The sequence below is a fragment of the Janthinobacterium sp. LS2A genome, from assembly GCF_036543145.1.
Taxonomy (GTDB): Bacteria; Pseudomonadota; Gammaproteobacteria; order Burkholderiales; family Burkholderiaceae_D; genus Janthinobacterium; species Janthinobacterium aestuarii.
Genome location: NZ_JAZHPB010000001.1, coordinates 1202001 through 1216682, shown reverse-complemented (window position 1 = coordinate 1216682; position 14682 = coordinate 1202001). Strand labels below are relative to the sequence as shown.

Annotated in this window: 11 protein-coding genes; 10 read left to right on the top strand and 1 reads right to left on the bottom strand. The window is 63.4% G+C overall.

Annotated elements, in window-relative coordinates:
- Window positions 1–132: 132 nt before the first annotated feature.
- The 3 genes from V3C40_RS05550 to V3C40_RS05540 all read left to right on the top strand — a co-directional run bounded on the left by V3C40_RS05550 (window position 133) and on the right by V3C40_RS05540 (window position 3513).
- Window positions 133–1377 (top strand): MFS transporter, encoded by a 1245-nt coding sequence (locus V3C40_RS05550; RefSeq protein WP_034751255.1) that lies wholly within the window; start codon window positions 133–135, stop codon window positions 1375–1377.
- Entirely contained in the window at window positions 1374–2759 is a 1386-nt protein-coding gene (locus tag V3C40_RS05545; protein ID WP_034751252.1) for a NarK family nitrate/nitrite MFS transporter, read from the top strand. Before V3C40_RS05550 ends, V3C40_RS05545 begins: the two co-directional genes overlap by 4 nt.
- 61 nt (window positions 2760–2820) lie before the next feature.
- The gene (locus V3C40_RS05540; RefSeq protein ID WP_034751250.1) at window positions 2821–3513 is read left to right on the top strand and encodes a carbonic anhydrase; all 693 of its coding nucleotides are present in this window, start codon (window positions 2821–2823) and stop codon (window positions 3511–3513) included.
- 115 nt (window positions 3514–3628) lie between these two features.
- On the opposite strand, the gene V3C40_RS05535 is transcribed toward V3C40_RS05540, so the two are convergent.
- Window positions 3629–4000 (bottom strand): hypothetical protein, encoded by a 372-nt coding sequence (locus V3C40_RS05535; RefSeq protein WP_034751248.1) that lies wholly within the window; start codon window positions 3998–4000, stop codon window positions 3629–3631.
- Between the two features lie 245 nt (window positions 4001–4245).
- On the opposite strand from V3C40_RS05535, the gene V3C40_RS05530 reads away from it, so the two are divergent.
- The 7 genes from V3C40_RS05530 (at window position 4246) to V3C40_RS05500 (ending at window position 14670) form a co-directional block, all read left to right on the top strand.
- Window positions 4246–7944 (top strand): nitrate reductase subunit alpha, encoded by a 3699-nt coding sequence (locus tag V3C40_RS05530; RefSeq protein WP_331776797.1) that lies wholly within the window; start codon window positions 4246–4248, stop codon window positions 7942–7944.
- A 1-nt stretch (window position 7945) separates the two neighbouring features.
- Entirely contained in the window at window positions 7946–9496 is a 1551-nt protein-coding gene (narH, locus tag V3C40_RS05525; protein ID WP_034751243.1) for a nitrate reductase subunit beta, read from the top strand.
- 9 nt (window positions 9497–9505) lie between these two features.
- A complete protein-coding gene (gene narJ / locus V3C40_RS05520; RefSeq protein WP_257620467.1) occupies window positions 9506–10174 on the top strand; it encodes a nitrate reductase molybdenum cofactor assembly chaperone in 669 nt (222 codons plus the stop codon).
- Between the two features lie 27 nt (window positions 10175–10201).
- Window positions 10202–10888: a respiratory nitrate reductase subunit gamma gene (gene narI, locus V3C40_RS05515; RefSeq protein WP_331776796.1), complete on the top strand. Its 687-nt coding sequence runs from the start codon at window positions 10202–10204 to the stop codon at window positions 10886–10888.
- Between the two features lie 15 nt (window positions 10889–10903).
- A complete protein-coding gene (locus V3C40_RS05510; RefSeq protein WP_331776795.1) occupies window positions 10904–11650 on the top strand; it encodes a peptidylprolyl isomerase in 747 nt (248 codons plus the stop codon).
- A 102-nt stretch (window positions 11651–11752) separates the two neighbouring features.
- Window positions 11753–12739 (top strand): GTP 3',8-cyclase MoaA, encoded by a 987-nt coding sequence (gene moaA / locus V3C40_RS05505; protein WP_139091857.1) that lies wholly within the window; start codon window positions 11753–11755, stop codon window positions 12737–12739.
- A 44-nt stretch (window positions 12740–12783) separates the two neighbouring features.
- Window positions 12784–14670 (top strand): type IV pili methyl-accepting chemotaxis transducer N-terminal domain-containing protein, encoded by a 1887-nt coding sequence (locus V3C40_RS05500; protein WP_235194215.1) that lies wholly within the window; start codon window positions 12784–12786, stop codon window positions 14668–14670.
- The last annotated feature ends 12 nt before the right edge of the window (window positions 14671–14682 follow it).

The following is a 14682-nucleotide window of genomic DNA, read 5'->3' as shown; positions in this document are numbered from 1 at the left end:
AGTGCCTTTCCCCTCTGCCACGTAAGCTGGTCGGGACGGCTGGCCAGACGGCCAGTGCATTCATGGAGAAACATCGTGGCTACCCTAGATGGCACTAAGAACAACAGTAGTAACAAGGCAGTCGAACCCGGCATGCGGCGCAAGCAGGCGTCCGTGCTGATCAGCAGCACCTTCGCATTTACCATCTGCTTTGCAGTCTGGATGATGTTTGCCGTGCTGGGCATCCCCATCAAGACCAGCCTGGGATTGACTGAAACACAATTCGGCCTGCTGGCCGCCATGCCCGTGCTGACGGGCTCCCTCGTGCGCGTGCCCCTGGGCATCTGGACGGACAAATACGGCGGACGCCGCGTCTTCTTCTGGCTGATGCTGGCCAGCGTGGTGCCGATCTACCTGATCTCCTACGCCACCGCCTATTGGCACTTCCTCGTGCTGGGCATGTTCGTGGGTCTGGCGGGCGGCTCGTTTTCCGTCGGCACGCCCTACGTGGCACGCTGGTATGAAAAGGAGCGCCGCGGCCTGGCGATGGGTATCTTCGGCGCCGGCAACTCCGGTTCCGCGCTGACCAAGTTCGTCGCGCCCGGCATCGTCGCCGCCTTCGGCTGGCAGATGCTCCCCAAGGTGTATGCGGTAGCCATGCTGGCCACGGCCATCATCTTCTGGCTGTTCTCATACACGGACAAATCGCACCTGGCGCCATCGGGCGAAAGCTTCAGCGCACAGATGAAGGTGCTGAAGGACCCGCGCGTGTGGCGCTACTGCCAGTACTACTCGGTGGTGTTCGGCGGCTACGTGGCGCTGGCGCTGTGGATGACGAAGTACTACGTGGCCGAATACGGCTTCGACCTGAAACACGCGGCGCTGCTGGCCGCCTGCTTCTCGCTGCCGGGCGGCGTGCTGCGCGCCGTGGGCGGCTGGATCTCCGACAAATACGGCGCGGCGAAAGTCACCTGGGCCGTGATGTGGGTGTGCTGGGTGTGCTTCTTCCTGCTGTCGTATCCGCAAACACAGATGGTCGTGGAAACCGTCACCGGTCCGCTGGCCTTCCATATCGGCCTGTCGCCGCTGTGGTTCACCGTGCTGCTGTTCATCGTCGGTATCGCCATGGCCGTGGGCAAGGCGTCCGTCTTCAAGTTCATCGGCGATGATTTTTCCGACAATATCGGCGCCGTCTCGGGCGTGGTCGGCCTGGCCGGCGGCTTGGGTGGCTTCATCCTGCCCGTGATGTTCGGCGCCCTGGTGGACTTCACGGGCGTGCGTTCGAGCTCCTTCATGCTCCTGTACGGCACCGTCTGCGTCTCCCTCGTCTGGATGTATTTCTCGTTCAAGCCGCTGCGCGCGGCACCTACCAACCAACTCGCAGGAGCTAAAGCATGAGCCGCTACATGATCAATACGTGGGAGCCGGAAACCCCGAGCTTCTGGCAAAACACGGGCAAGGCCACGGCCGCGCGCAATCTGTGGATCTCGATCCCCGCGCTGCTGCTGGCATTCGCCGTGTGGATGGTGTGGAGCGTGGTGGTGGTCAACCTGCCCAACATCGGCTTCACCTACAGTAACAACCAGCTGTTCTGGCTGACGGCCTTGCCGGGTTTGTCCGGCGCCACCTTGCGCATCTTCTATTCGTTCATGGTGCCGATCTTCGGCGGGCGCCGCTGGACGGCCATTTCCACGGGTTCCTTGCTGATTCCCGCCATCGGCATCGGCCTGGCCGTGCAGGATGTGAACACCGGTTATCCGACCATGCTGATCCTGGCCCTGCTGTGCGGCTTCGGCGGCGGCAATTTCGCCTCCTCGATGGCCAACATCAGCTTTTTCTATCCTAAGGCGAGCAAGGGCTTCGCGCTGGGCATGAATGCTGGCCTGGGCAACCTGGGCGTGTCGGTGGTGCAGTTCGTCGTGCCGCTGGTGATCACGTTTGCCGTCTTTGGCGCCTGGGGCGGCGATTCGCTCACCTGGGTCAAGAATGGCGTGAGCAAGGACATGTGGCTGCAAAACGCGGGCTTCATCTGGGTGCCGTTCATCGCGCTGTCGACCTTGCTGGCCTGGTTCGGCATGAATGACCTGGCATCGGCGAAAGCATCGTTTTCCGAACAGGCCGTGATCTTCAAGCGCAAGCACAACTGGCTCATGTGCTGGCTGTACACGGGCACCTTCGGCTCCTTCATCGGTTATTCGGCCGCGTTTCCGCTGCTGATCAAGATCCAGTTCCCCGACGTGAACCCGCTCGATTACGCCTTCCTCGGCCCCCTCGTCGGTGCGCTGGCGCGCGTGGCCGGCGGCGTGATTTCCGACAAGCTGGGCGGCGCCAGAGTCACCCTGTGGTCCTTCCTGCTGATGATAGCCGCCGTGCTGGGCGTGCTGTACTTCATGCCGCAAGCGGGCGTGGGTGGCAGTTTCAATGGCTTCTTCTGGATGTTCATGCTGCTGTTCGCCGGCACGGGCATCGGCAACGCGTCGACCTTCCGCATGATCCCCGTGATCTTCCTGACGGAACACCAGCGCGCGGCGGCCGGCAAGGGCAAGGCGGCGCAGGAGCAAGCCATCGTCGACGCCAACAAGGAAGGCGCGGCCGTCCTGGGCTTCACCTCGGCCGTGGCCGCCTACGGCGCCTTCTTCATCCCGAAAAGCTATGGCACCTCGATCGCGCTGACGGGCAGCCCCGACGCGGCCCTGTGGTGCTTCATCGGCTTTTATGTCAGCTGCATCGCGATCACCTGGTGGTGCTATGCGCGCAAGAATGCGCCGATGCCTTGCTAGTCAGCGTCAGAACGCCGGACGAGTCTTGCTTGCCCGGCGTTGAACACAGTAAGAGGTAGTCATGGAAGAACTGGAAAAATTCGTCAACGGCTTCAGCCTGTTTCAGCAGCAGTACTTCAGCGAGCCGCAAACCTTGTACGACAGCCTGCGCGACGGGCAGCGGCCCTCGACTCTGCTGATCGGCTGCTGCGATTCGAGGGTCGACCCCATGCTGCTGACGGGCAGCGACCCCGGCGACATGTTCGTCGTTCGCAATATCGCCAACCTCGTGCCACCGTGTACGCCGGACGCGCCGCCCGGCGTCAGTTCGGCCATCGAGTTCGCCGTCTGCAAGCTCGAAGTGGCCAGGGTCATCGTGCTCGGTCATGCGCGCTGCGGCGGCATCCGCGCGCTGCTGGAACCGCAGCCGCGCGCGGAAGGGCAGGAAACGGACTTCGTTGGCCAGTGGATGCGCATCGCCGAACCGGTGGCGCAAAGAGTGCGGCGCGAACTGGCGCACCGTTCGTCGGCGGAACAGCACCACGCGTGCGAGCTGGCCAGCATATTGCAGTCGCTGGACAACCTGCTCACCTACCCCTGGCTCAAGCGCAGGGTGGAGCAGGGTGTGTTGAAATTGCATGGATGGTATTTCGACATCGACAGCGGGGCGCTGATGGCGTATTCGGCGCGCCAGCAGCAGTTTTTGCCCCTCGTCTGTCCAATAGAAAGGGCGCGTCATTTGCACGAGCGCCCTTGGCCGGATGCAGGCAGATAATCCGAAACGTGCGGCCAACAAGGTGTCGGATTACGCTACGCTAATCCGACCTACCTTGCTCTACATCAATCACGTAGGTCGGATTAGGCCGCAGGCCGTAATCCGACAAGTTCCGTCAACTAAAACGTAACAAGTCGCCGCTGCGGTCAAACGCCAGCAGGCTGTCGATGCGGCCTTGCTCGATGGCCGTCACCATGGCGCGCAGTGGCGCCTCGCATTCCTGCGCGGCGGGCGGCTGGCCTTCGCGACCCGCCAGTCCCGCCACGAAGACCACATCCCAGTGCGTCTGCATCTGTTTCGACTCCTCCTTCAACGTCTCGAAGCTGTCCAGTTCCTCGGGCAGCTTGTCGGCGCACATCACGGGCGTGAGGGACTTGCCCTGGCCGCCAGGCTGGGCCTGCGCCTGGGTAAAGGTGAACAGCAGGCGTTGCGGCTGCTCCTGGTTGCGGGCGCTGCTCAGCAGGCTGGCGTAATCGGTAATCGGCATGATGCTCTTTCTCTGTGTTGAACGATGATGACAGGTATACCGCAGCTCCGCCGCGCCGCCCATAGGCAATAGTGACTATCCGGGTGACTACGCGCCTATGCATTCCTGGTGCCGGAAACCGACTTCTTGCCAATACCGCCGGGCTCGGCGCATCGATAGACTGTTTGTATCGACGCTTGAGCCATCGTGCTTGCAGCGTTTTTTAAGACCTGGCGCCGCTGTCGGCGGCGCAATGTGGAGGTAGCATGAGTCACTTTCTGGACCGCCTGAAATTTTTTAGCAAGCCCGCCGAGCCGTTTTCAAACGGCCACGGCACCGTGGTCGATGAAGACCGTACCTGGGAAAACGCATACCGCCAGCGCTGGCAGCACGACAAGATCGTGCGCTCCACGCATGGCGTGAACTGTACCGGCTCGTGCAGCTGGAAGGTGTACGTCAAGAACGGCCTGATCACCTGGGAAACCCAGCAAACCGATTACCCGCGCACGCGGCCCGACCTGCCCAACCACGAACCGCGCGGCTGCCCGCGCGGCGCCAGCTATTCCTGGTATGTGTATTCGGCGCAGCGCGTGAAATACCCGATGGTGCGCGGCCGCCTGATGGAAATGTGGCGCGAAGCGCGCAAGACCATGGATCCCGTCACGGCCTGGGACTGGATCAGCCAGGACCCCGTGCGCTCGCAACAGTACAAATCCATCCGCGGCCTGGGCGGCTTCGTGCGCGCCACGTGGGAGGAATCGAATGAAATCATCGCCGCCGCGAATGCGCTGACGATCAAGAAATACGGCCCGGACCGCATCGTCGGCTTCTCGCCGATTCCCGCCATGTCCATGGTCAGCTATGCTTCCGGCACGCGCTATCTGTCCCTGATCGGCGGCGTGGCCCTGAGTTTCTACGACTGGTACTGCGACTTGCCGCCGGCCAGCCCGCAAGTGTGGGGCGAGCAGACGGACGTGCCGGAATCGGCCGACTGGTACAACTCGACCTATCTGATGGTGTGGGGCTCGAACGTGCCGATGACGCGCACGCCGGACGCCCACTTCTACACGGAAGTGCGCTACAAGGGCACGAAAACCGTCGCCATCTCGTCCGACTACGGCGAAATGGTGAAGTTCGGCGACATCTGGCTGGCGCCGAAGCAGGGCACGGACGCCGCGCTGGCGCTGGCCATGGGCCACGTCATCCTCAAGGAATTCCACTCGGAAGGGCAGAGCGCCTACTTCCGCGACTATGCACGCCAGTACACGGACTTCCCCATGCTGGTACTGCTCAAGGAGCATAACGGTACCCTGGTGCCCGACTACTTCCTGCGCGCTTCGCACCTGGACAACAACCTCGACGAAACGAATAACCCCGAATGGAAAACCCTCGTCATCGACGAGACCACGGGTGCGATCACCGCGCCGGCCGGCTCCATCGGCTTCCGCTGGGGCGAGTCGGGCAAGTGGAACCTGGAACAGAAGGCAGGCGGCAGCGGCGCGCCCATCGTGCCGATGCTCTCCATGATCAACGACAGCGACGCCGTCACGGAAGTGGGTTTTGCCTACTTCGGCGGCAAGGACGCGTCCGACATGTTGCTGCGCAAGGTGCCGGTGAAAACCATCCGCCTGGCCGACGGCACGACGGGCCTGGTGACCACCGTGTTCGACCTGACCCTGGCCAACTACGGCATCGACCGCGGCCTCGGTGGCGAAAACGTGGCGGAAAGCTATGACGACGACGTGCCGTACACTCCCGCGTGGCAGGAAAAGCACACGGGCGTCAAGCGCGCCGACGTCATCACCGTGGCGCGCCAGTTCGCGGAAAACGCGGACCAGACGCGCGGCAAGAGCATGGTCATCGTGGGCGCCGGCTTGAATCACTGGTACCACATGGACATGACCTACCGCGGCATCATCAACATGCTGATGATGTGCGGCTGTATCGGCCAGTCGGGCGGCGGCTGGGCCCATTACGTGGGCCAGGAAAAACTGCGTCCGCAAACGGGCTGGACGCCATTGGCCTTCGCCCAGGACTGGGTACGTCCGATGCGCCAGATGAACGGCACCTCGTTCTTCTATGCCCACACGAGCCAGTGGCGCCACGAAAAGCTGGAAACGGGCGATATCGCCTCGCCATCGGCGGCCGGCGGCACGGGCGACCTGACCCTGCTCGACTACAACGCCAAGGCCGAGCGCATGGGCTGGCTGCCATCGGCGCCGCAGCTGCAAACGAATCCGCTGGAAGTGGCCAAGGCCGCTGCCGCCGCAGGCCAGAAGCCGGCCGCGTATGCGCTCGACCAGATCAAGGCGGGCCAGCTGCAGTTCTCGTGCGATGACCCGGACAATCCGGCCAACTTCCCGCGCAATATGTTTGTGTGGCGCTCGAATATCCTCGGCAGCTCGGGCAAGGGTCACGAGTACTTCCTGAAATACCTGCTCGGCACGCAAAACGGCTTGCTCAGCGACGAAGACGACTGCCTCACGCCGAAACAGGTGAAAGTGCGCCCGGCCGCCGAAGGCAAGCTCGATCTGCTCGTGGTGCTGGACTTCCGCATGTCGACGACGTGTCTGTATGGCGACGTGGTGCTGCCGACGGCCACCTGGTATGAAAAAGACGACCTGAATACGTCGGACATGCATCCGTTCATCCACCCGCTGTCGGAAGCCGTGCAGCCGCTGTGGCAATCGAAGTCGGATTGGGAAATCTACAAGGGCATCGCCGAGAAATTCTCGGAAATCGGCGGCGAGCTGCTGGGCACCCAGCAAGACATCATCCTCACGCCGCTGATGCACGACACGCCGGGCGAACTGGGCCAGCCTTTCGATCCCAAGGATTGGCGCGCCGGCGAATGCGAAGCCATTCCCGGCAAGACCATGCCGAACATGACGGTGGTCGAGCGCAATTACCGCGACGTGTACAAGAAGTTCACCTCGATCGGCCCGCTGCTGGAAACCATCGGCAACGGCGGCAAGGGCATTTCCTGGAAAACCGGGCATGAAGTCGACGTCCTGCGCGGCATCAACCGCACGGTGCTGGAGGAAGGCGTGTCGCAGGGCCAGCCGCGCCTCGATACGGCCATCGATGCGGCCGAGATGATTTTGTCGCTGGCGCCGGAAACGAATGGCCACGTGGCCGTGAAAGCCTGGGCCGCGCTGTCCTCCATCACGGGACGCGATCATACGCACCTGGCGCTGCCGCGCGAGCATGACAGCATCCGCTTCCGCGACGTGCAGGCGCAACCGCGCAAGATCATTTCCTCGCCCACCTGGTCTGGCCTGGAAAGCGAAGAAGTCAGCTACACGGCCGGCTATACCAACGTGCATGAACTGATCCCTTGGCGCACCCTGACTGGCCGCCAGCAGTTCTACCAGGATCACCTGTGGATGCGCGATTTCGGCGAGGGACTGTGCGTCTACAAGCCGGCCATCAACACGAAGACGACGGAAGCGCTGCTGGGCACCAAGCCGAACGGCAACAAGGAACTGGCGCTGAACTTTTTGACGCCGCACCAGAAGTGGGGCATCCACTCCACGTATTCGGACAACCTGCGCATGCTGACATTGTCGCGCGGCGGACCGCACGTGTGGCTGTCGGAGACGGACGCGCAAGCTGCCGGTATCGTCGACAACGACTGGATCGAAGTCTTCAACGTCAATGGCAGCCTGACGGCGCGCGCCATCGTCAGCCAGCGCATCCCGGCCGGCATGACGATGATGTACCACGCCCAGGAAAAGATCATCAACGTGCCTGGCGCGGAGATGACGGGCAAGCGGGGCGGCATCCATAACTCGGTGACGCGTGCCGTGCCCAAGCCGACGCACATGATCGGCGGCTACGCCCAGCTGGCGTACGGCTTCAATTACTACGGCACGGTGGGCTCCAACCGCGATGAATTCGTATTGGTGCGCAAGATGAACAAGGTCGACTGGCTCGAAGGCCCGTTGCAGGAACAAGGAGCATAGTATGAAAATCAGAGCGCAAATCGGCATGGTGCTGAACCTGGACAAGTGCATCGGCTGCCACACCTGTTCCGTCACCTGCAAGAACGTATGGACCAGCCGCGACGGCGTCGAGTACGCATGGTTCAACAACGTGGAAACCAAGCCCGGCATCGGCTATCCGAAGCAGTGGGAAAACCAGGACAAGTGGAACGGCGGCTGGCGCCGCACGGATGCGGGCAAGATCGAGCCGCGCCAGGGCAGCCGTTTGAAGATCCTGGCGAATATCTTCGCCAACCCGAACCTGCCCGCCATCGACGAGTACTACGAGCCGTTCACCTACGACTACGAGCACCTGCAAAGCGCGCCGCTGTCGCAGACGCCGCCGACGGCCCGTCCGATCTCCGTGCTGACGGGGAAAAAGATGGAAAAAATCGAGTGGGGTCCGAACTGGGAAGATGACCTGGGCGGCGAGTTTGCCCAGCGCAGCAAGGATAAACTGTTCGACAACATGCAGAAGGAGATGTACGGCACGTTCGAAAACACCTTCATGATGTACTTGCCGCGCCTGTGCGAGCATTGCCTCAACCCGACGTGCGTGGCGTCTTGCCCGTCCGGCTCCGTGTACAAGCGCGAAGACGACGGCATCGTGCTGATCGACCAGGACAAGTGCCGCGGCTGGCGCATGTGCATCTCCGGTTGCCCGTACAAGAAGATTTACTACAATTGGTCGTCGGGCAAGGCGGAGAAGTGCACGTTCTGCTTCCCCCGCATCGAAGCTGGCCAGCCTACCGTGTGCTCGGAAACGTGCGTGGGCCGCATCCGCTACCTGGGCGTGCTGCTGTACGACGCCGACAAGATCGAAGCCGCCGCCTCCGTGCCGCAGGAGCAGGACCTGTACCAGGCGCAGCTCGACCTGTTCCTCGATCCGCACGACCCGGCCATCATCGCCGAGGCGCGCCGTCAGGGCATCCCCGACCTTTGGCTGGAAGCGGCCGTCAAGTCGCCCGTCTACAAGATGGCCGTCGAGTGGAAAGTGGCGTTCCCGCTGCATCCCGAATACCGCACTTTGCCGATGGTGTGGTACGTGCCGCCGCTGTCGCCGATCCAGGCGGCCGCCGAATCGGGCAAGCTGGGCGTGAACGGCATGCTGCCGGACACCCAAAGCCTGCGCATTCCCGTGCAGTACCTGGCCAATCTGCTGACGGCCGGCGACCAGCCGCCCATCGTCACGGCGCTGGACCGCATGCTGGCCATGCGTGCCTACATGCGCAGCAAGACGGTGGAAAAGGTGGAAAACCTCACGGTCCTGAAACAGGTGGGCTTGAGCAAGGCGCAGGTGGAGGACATGTACCACATCATGGCCATCGCCAATTACGAAGACCGCTTCGTCATCCCCAGCAGCCACAAGGAAATGGCCGAGGACAGCTTCAACGAGAAGGGTTCGTGCGGCTTCAGCTTCGGCAACGGCTGCTCGGACGGCACCAGCGAACCGACCTTGTTCGGCAAGAAAAAACACGGTTCGGCCATCTTCATGCAGATGCCGAAGTCGCGCAAAACGGCGCCAGGCGCTTAAGGAGCTGATATGGAACACGCTATGCATCACTACCAAGTCCTTTCGCGCCTGCTGCTGTATCCGGAGCCCGAGCTGATCACCCACCTGCCGCAGCTGGACGCCGCGCTGGCGGCCGTGCCGGAGCAGCACGCGCTGCTGCGGCCCTTGCTGGCACACCTGGAAAGCAGCAGCCTGATCGACCTGCAGCAGCAGTACGTGGCCACGTTCGACCGCAACCCGTCGCACTCGCTGCATCTGTTCGAGCATATCCACGGCGAATCGCGCGACCGGGGCCAGGCCATGGTCGACCTGATGGAGGAATACAAGCGCCACGGCCTGCAAATGGTGGGCGACGACTTGCCCGACTTCGTGCCGCTGTTCCTGGAGTTCCTCGCGCAGCTCGACGAGGAAGTCTCGGCGCCGCTGCTGGGCGACGCCGTCCACGTGCTGGCGCACATCGGCCGCAAGCTGACGGCCAACGGCAGCCCGTATGCGCCCGTCTTCACCGTGCTCGAACGCCTGAGCCCCGTGGCGGCGGAAATGCTGGCCGAACCGCCGGTGCGCGACATGGATGAAGCGCTGGAAACCTTCGGTCCCGGTGCGGACGGCGTCGAACCGCTGCTGCGCCAAGGTCCGGCCCAGGTTCCGGGCGGCGTCCATCCCGTGCATTTTCACCCGCAGCCGCGGCGCGCCGCTTGAAGCGCGTCCGCATGAGGAGAGTACATCATGAGTAATTACTTGCATCAATTTGTGTATGGCATTTATCCATACATCGCGCTGGCCATCTTTTTCCTCGGTAGCCTGATCCGTTTCGACCGCGAGCAATACACGTGGAAGTCCGATTCCAGCCAGCTGCTGCACCGCGGCAGCCTGCGCCTGGGCAATATCCTGTTCCACATCGGCATCATCGGCCTGCTGTTCGGCCATGCGGCCGGCTTGCTCACCCCCGTCTGGGTGTGGGATACCCTGGGCGTGTCGCACAGCCTGAAGCAGGGCGTGGCCATGGCGGCCGGCGGCGTGATGGGCGCCCTGTGCCTGGCCGGCATCCTGATCCTGCTGGTGCGCCGCTTCAGTAACGACCGGCTGCGCGCCGTGACCACGGCCGGCGACAAGCTGGTGATGGTGTGGATCTTGCTGACCTTGCTGCTGGGCCTGTCCTCGATCTTCGTCTCGGCTTCGCACATGGATGGCCACATGATGGTCTTGCTGATGAACTGGGCGCAGCACATCGTGACCTTCCGCGGCGACGCCGCCAGCTTCATCGTCGATGCGCCGCTGGTGTTCAAGCTGCACCTGTTCATGGGCATGTCGCTGTTCGTCATCTTCCCGTTCACCCGTCTGGTGCACGTGTGGAGCGGCTTCGGCGCCATCGGGTACCTGGGCCGCGCTTACCAGCTGGTTCGCCGCCGTTAAGAAAGGAGTCACATCATGGGAATCTCGGTCAATGGCATCGATATCGACGATGCCGACATCGCGCAGGAACTACCGCATCACGACGGTGCCGGCAACCCTTTGAAGCAGGCCGTGCATGAACTGGTGCTGCGCCGGCTGCTGCTGGACGAAGCCGAACGCCTCGGCGTGCAGGGCGACAGTATTGACGACCGCATCGAAGCGCTGTTTGCGCAGGAAGTGCGCGTGCCGCCCGCCGACGATGCGGCTTGCCGCACCTTTTATGCGCAGCGCCCGCAGCTGTTTAGCAGCGGGGCGCTGGTCGAGGCGCGCCACATCCTGTTCCAGGTGACACCCGAGGCGCCCCTGGAGCTGCTGCGCACGACGGCGCAAGCCGTGCTCGACGCCTTGAAACTGGCGCCCGAGCGCTTCGGCGAACTGGCGGCGCAGTATTCGAACTGCCCGTCGGGCGCCCTGGGCGGCAACCTGGGCCAGCTGTCGCCGGGCCAGAGCGTGCCGGAGTTCGACGCGCTGCTGTTCCGCCTGGAAGCGGGCGCGCTGGCCGGCCATTTGCTGGAAACGCGCTTCGGCTACCACATCGTGCAAGTGCTGCGCAGGGTCGAGGGCCAGCCCATCGCCTACGAGGCCGTGCAGGCGCAGATCGCCGACCGCCTGTCGCGGGCCGCGTGGCAGCGCGCCGTGCACCAGTATCTGCACTTGCTGCTGGGGCGCGCCGAGATCGCCGGCATCGAGCTCGAAGGCACGGCCAGCCCGCTGGTTCAGTAGGTAGAAATGCGTAGGCCGAAAGGCGTAGGCCGCTAGGCCTTCTGGGGCACAGCCAGATCGTGCCCCAGCCTTTACAATCAAGTAAGAAACAGGAGTAGCGTCATGGGTAGCGTCAAGTTGCAGGACCGTTTTGGCCGTTCGATCGATTATGTGCGGCTGTCCGTCACCGACCGCTGCGACTTGCGCTGCAGTTACTGCATGCCCAAGGGCTTTCGCGGCTTCGAGGAGCCGAAGGACTGGCTGACGTTCGACGAGATCGAACGCCTGCTGGGCATCTTCGTTCGCCTCGGCACGCGCCGCGTGCGCCTGACGGGCGGCGAACCGCTGTTGCGGCGCAACCTGCCGGAACTGGCGCAGCGGCTGACGGCATTGCCTGGTTTGCAGGACTTGTCGCTGTCGACCAACGCCACCCAGTTGGGCAAGCACGCCGTGGCTTTGCGCGCGGCGGGCGTGGACCGCATCAACGTCAGCCTCGATTCGCTCGACCGCGCCTGCATGCAGCAGATCACGGGGCGCGACAGCCTGCAGCCGATTCTCGATGGGCTGATGGCGGGCAAGGCGGCCGGTTTCGACCCGATCAAGATCAATATGGTGGCCATGCGCGGCATCAATGACGGCCAGATCGAGGCCATGGCGGCGTTTTGCATCGAGCAGCAGTTCATCCTGCGCCTGATTGAAGCCATGCCGATGGGCAGCACGGGCCGCAATGCCAGTTATATGCCGCTCGGTCCTGTGCGCGAGCGCCTGGCGGCCCGTTTTGGCCTGGTGCCGCAGGCAACAGAGTTGGGCGGCGGGCCGGCGCGCTACATGGCGACAGCCGATGGACGCTCGAGCATCGGCTTCATTACGCCCATGTCGCAGCATTTTTGCGCCACCTGCAACCGCGTGCGCCTGTCCGTCGATGGTACCCTGTACCTGTGCCTGGGCCAGGAAGAGAAATTTGCCCTCGGCCCCATGCTGCGCGGCGGGGCCACGGATGCGGAGATCGAAGCGGCGATCCGCGCCGCCATCGAACTGAAGCCGCAGCAGCATGATTTCAATACGCAGCCCGATAAAATTATCCGGTTCATGGCGCAGACGGGCGGCTGAGGCAGTTTGCATTTACATTCAAGGGCGGTATGAAATTCAAGGCGATGTTTTCCTCCTGGCAGAAGCTGTCGACCAAGATCGTCGGCGCGCTGCTGCTCATGCTGGTGCTGGCCTTGAGTGCGATCGGCTGCACCCTGTTCCTGTCCTGGCAGCTCGAAGGCAGTTCGGCCGCCATCAACGAGACGGGCCGGCTGCGCATGCAGACCTACCGCCTGACCCTGCTGCTTGCCAGCGATGCGCGCGAACAGGCGCGCCAGCAAGTGCTGCTGATCGACGAAACCCTGGCCAAGATCGGCCACGGGGACCCGCAGCGCCCCCTGTTCCTGCCCCCCAGCACGGCCATCAAGTCCGAATTCGAGCGCATCGGCACGGCCTGGCGCGGCGCCTTGCGCCCGGCCGCGCTGGCCGCCGACTCCACGGCGCGTGCGCGCCAGTTCGAGCACGACGCCGATACCTTCGTGGGCCAGGTCGATCAACTGGTGCGCCTGATAGAGCACGATAGCGAACAGCGCACCTTCTGGCTGCGCGCCTCGCAGCTGATCCTCGTCGGCATGGCCGTCATCGGCACGGTCAGCATGATTTACCTGATGTTCATGCTGATCATCGAACCGGTTACGCGGCTGCGCCTGGGCATGCAGCGCATGAAGGAACGCGATTTCAGCGTGCGCCTGGCAGTGGAAAGCAATGACGAATTCGGCCAGCTGGCCAGTGGCTTCAACCAGATGGCCGACCGCCTGCAGGCGCTGTACGGCAACCTGGAAGAGGGCGTGCGCAGCAAGACGGCCACCCTCGAATACCGCAACCGCGAACTGGCGCTGCTGTACGAAAGCGCCGCTTTCCTGCAGCGCCCGCAGCCTCTGGAAGACATCTGCGGCGGCTTCATGCAGCGCATCGTCGATTATTTCGAGGCGGACGGTTCCACCGTGCGCGTGCTCGACGCCGAGCGGGGCAACCTGCACATGGTCGTGCATACGGGCCTGTCCGAGGAACTGGTGGCGTCCGAGCATTGCCTGAAGGTGGGCGACTGCCTGTGCGGCACGGCCGTCGAGATGAAGGTGGCGAAGGTGCACGACATGCGCCGCATCGACAAGGCGCACGAGCTGCGCTGCCACCGCGAGGGCTTTGCCACCGTCTCCGTCTTCCATATCCATGCGCACGAACAGCACCTGGGCTTCTTCAACCTGCATTTCCGCCATGCGCGCGTGTTTTCCGCGCGCGAGCTGGCCTTGCTGGAAACCCTGGGCCAGCTGCTGGGCATCGCGCTGGAAAACCTGCGCCTGGCCGCGCGCGAACGCGAAATGGCCATTTCCGAAGAGCGCAACCTGGTGGCGCAAGGCCTGCACGACAGCATCGCGCAAAGCCTCAATTTCCTCAACCTGCAGGTGCAGATGCTCGACGACTCAGTGCGCAACGCGCGTTTCGACGAGGTGGCGGGCATCGTGCCGGCCCTGCATGCGGGCGTGAAGGAAAGCTACGAGGACGTGCGCGAACTGCTGGCCAATTTCCGCAGCCGCCTGATGGAGGACGATCTGATCGGCTCCCTGCGCGCGGCCGTGGACAAATTCCGCCGCCAGACGGGCATCGACGCCGAACTGCTGGCCGACGTGGACGGCGCGCCGTTCCCCCGCGAGCAGCAATTGCAGTTATTATTCATCGTGCAGGAAGCGCTGTCGAATATCCGCAAGCACGCCCAGGCCAGCCACGTCGAGGTGCGCCTCGCCGATCACCAGGACTTTACCCTGACGATCAGCGATAATGGCGTCGGCTTCGACGCTGCCGCCGTGCTGGAAAAGGGCGACAGCCATGTCGGCATCCATATTATGCGCGAGCGCGCGCAGCGCATCGACGCCACATTCGACGTGCATGCCTGCCAGGGCGGCGGCACCACGGTCGAACTGCATCTGTCGCGCGAGCAGCGCCGCGCCGCCTGAGTAACTACCTGA

Bases quoted from the DNA above. Each gene is read 5' to 3' on its own strand.
- V3C40_RS05550 (WP_034751255.1), top strand. From the start codon at position 133: ATGCGGCGCAAGCAGGCGTCCGTGCTGATCAGCAGCACCTTCGCATTT.
- V3C40_RS05545 (WP_034751252.1), top strand. From the start codon at position 1,374: ATGAGCCGCTACATGATCAATACGTGGGAGCCGGAAACCCCGAGCTTC.
- V3C40_RS05540 (WP_034751250.1), top strand. From the start codon at position 2,821: ATGGAAGAACTGGAAAAATTCGTCAACGGCTTCAGCCTGTTTCAGCAG.
- V3C40_RS05535 (WP_034751248.1), bottom strand. From the start codon at position 4,000: ATGCCGATTACCGATTACGCCAGCCTGCTGAGCAGCGCCCGCAACCAG.
- V3C40_RS05530 (WP_331776797.1), top strand. From the start codon at position 4,246: ATGAGTCACTTTCTGGACCGCCTGAAATTTTTTAGCAAGCCCGCCGAG.
- narH (WP_034751243.1), top strand. From the start codon at position 7,946: ATGAAAATCAGAGCGCAAATCGGCATGGTGCTGAACCTGGACAAGTGC.
- narJ (WP_257620467.1), top strand. From the start codon at position 9,506: ATGGAACACGCTATGCATCACTACCAAGTCCTTTCGCGCCTGCTGCTG.
- narI (WP_331776796.1), top strand. From the start codon at position 10,202: ATGAGTAATTACTTGCATCAATTTGTGTATGGCATTTATCCATACATC.
- V3C40_RS05510 (WP_331776795.1), top strand. From the start codon at position 10,904: ATGGGAATCTCGGTCAATGGCATCGATATCGACGATGCCGACATCGCG.
- moaA (WP_139091857.1), top strand. From the start codon at position 11,753: ATGGGTAGCGTCAAGTTGCAGGACCGTTTTGGCCGTTCGATCGATTAT.
- V3C40_RS05500 (WP_235194215.1), top strand. From the start codon at position 12,784: ATGTTTTCCTCCTGGCAGAAGCTGTCGACCAAGATCGTCGGCGCGCTG.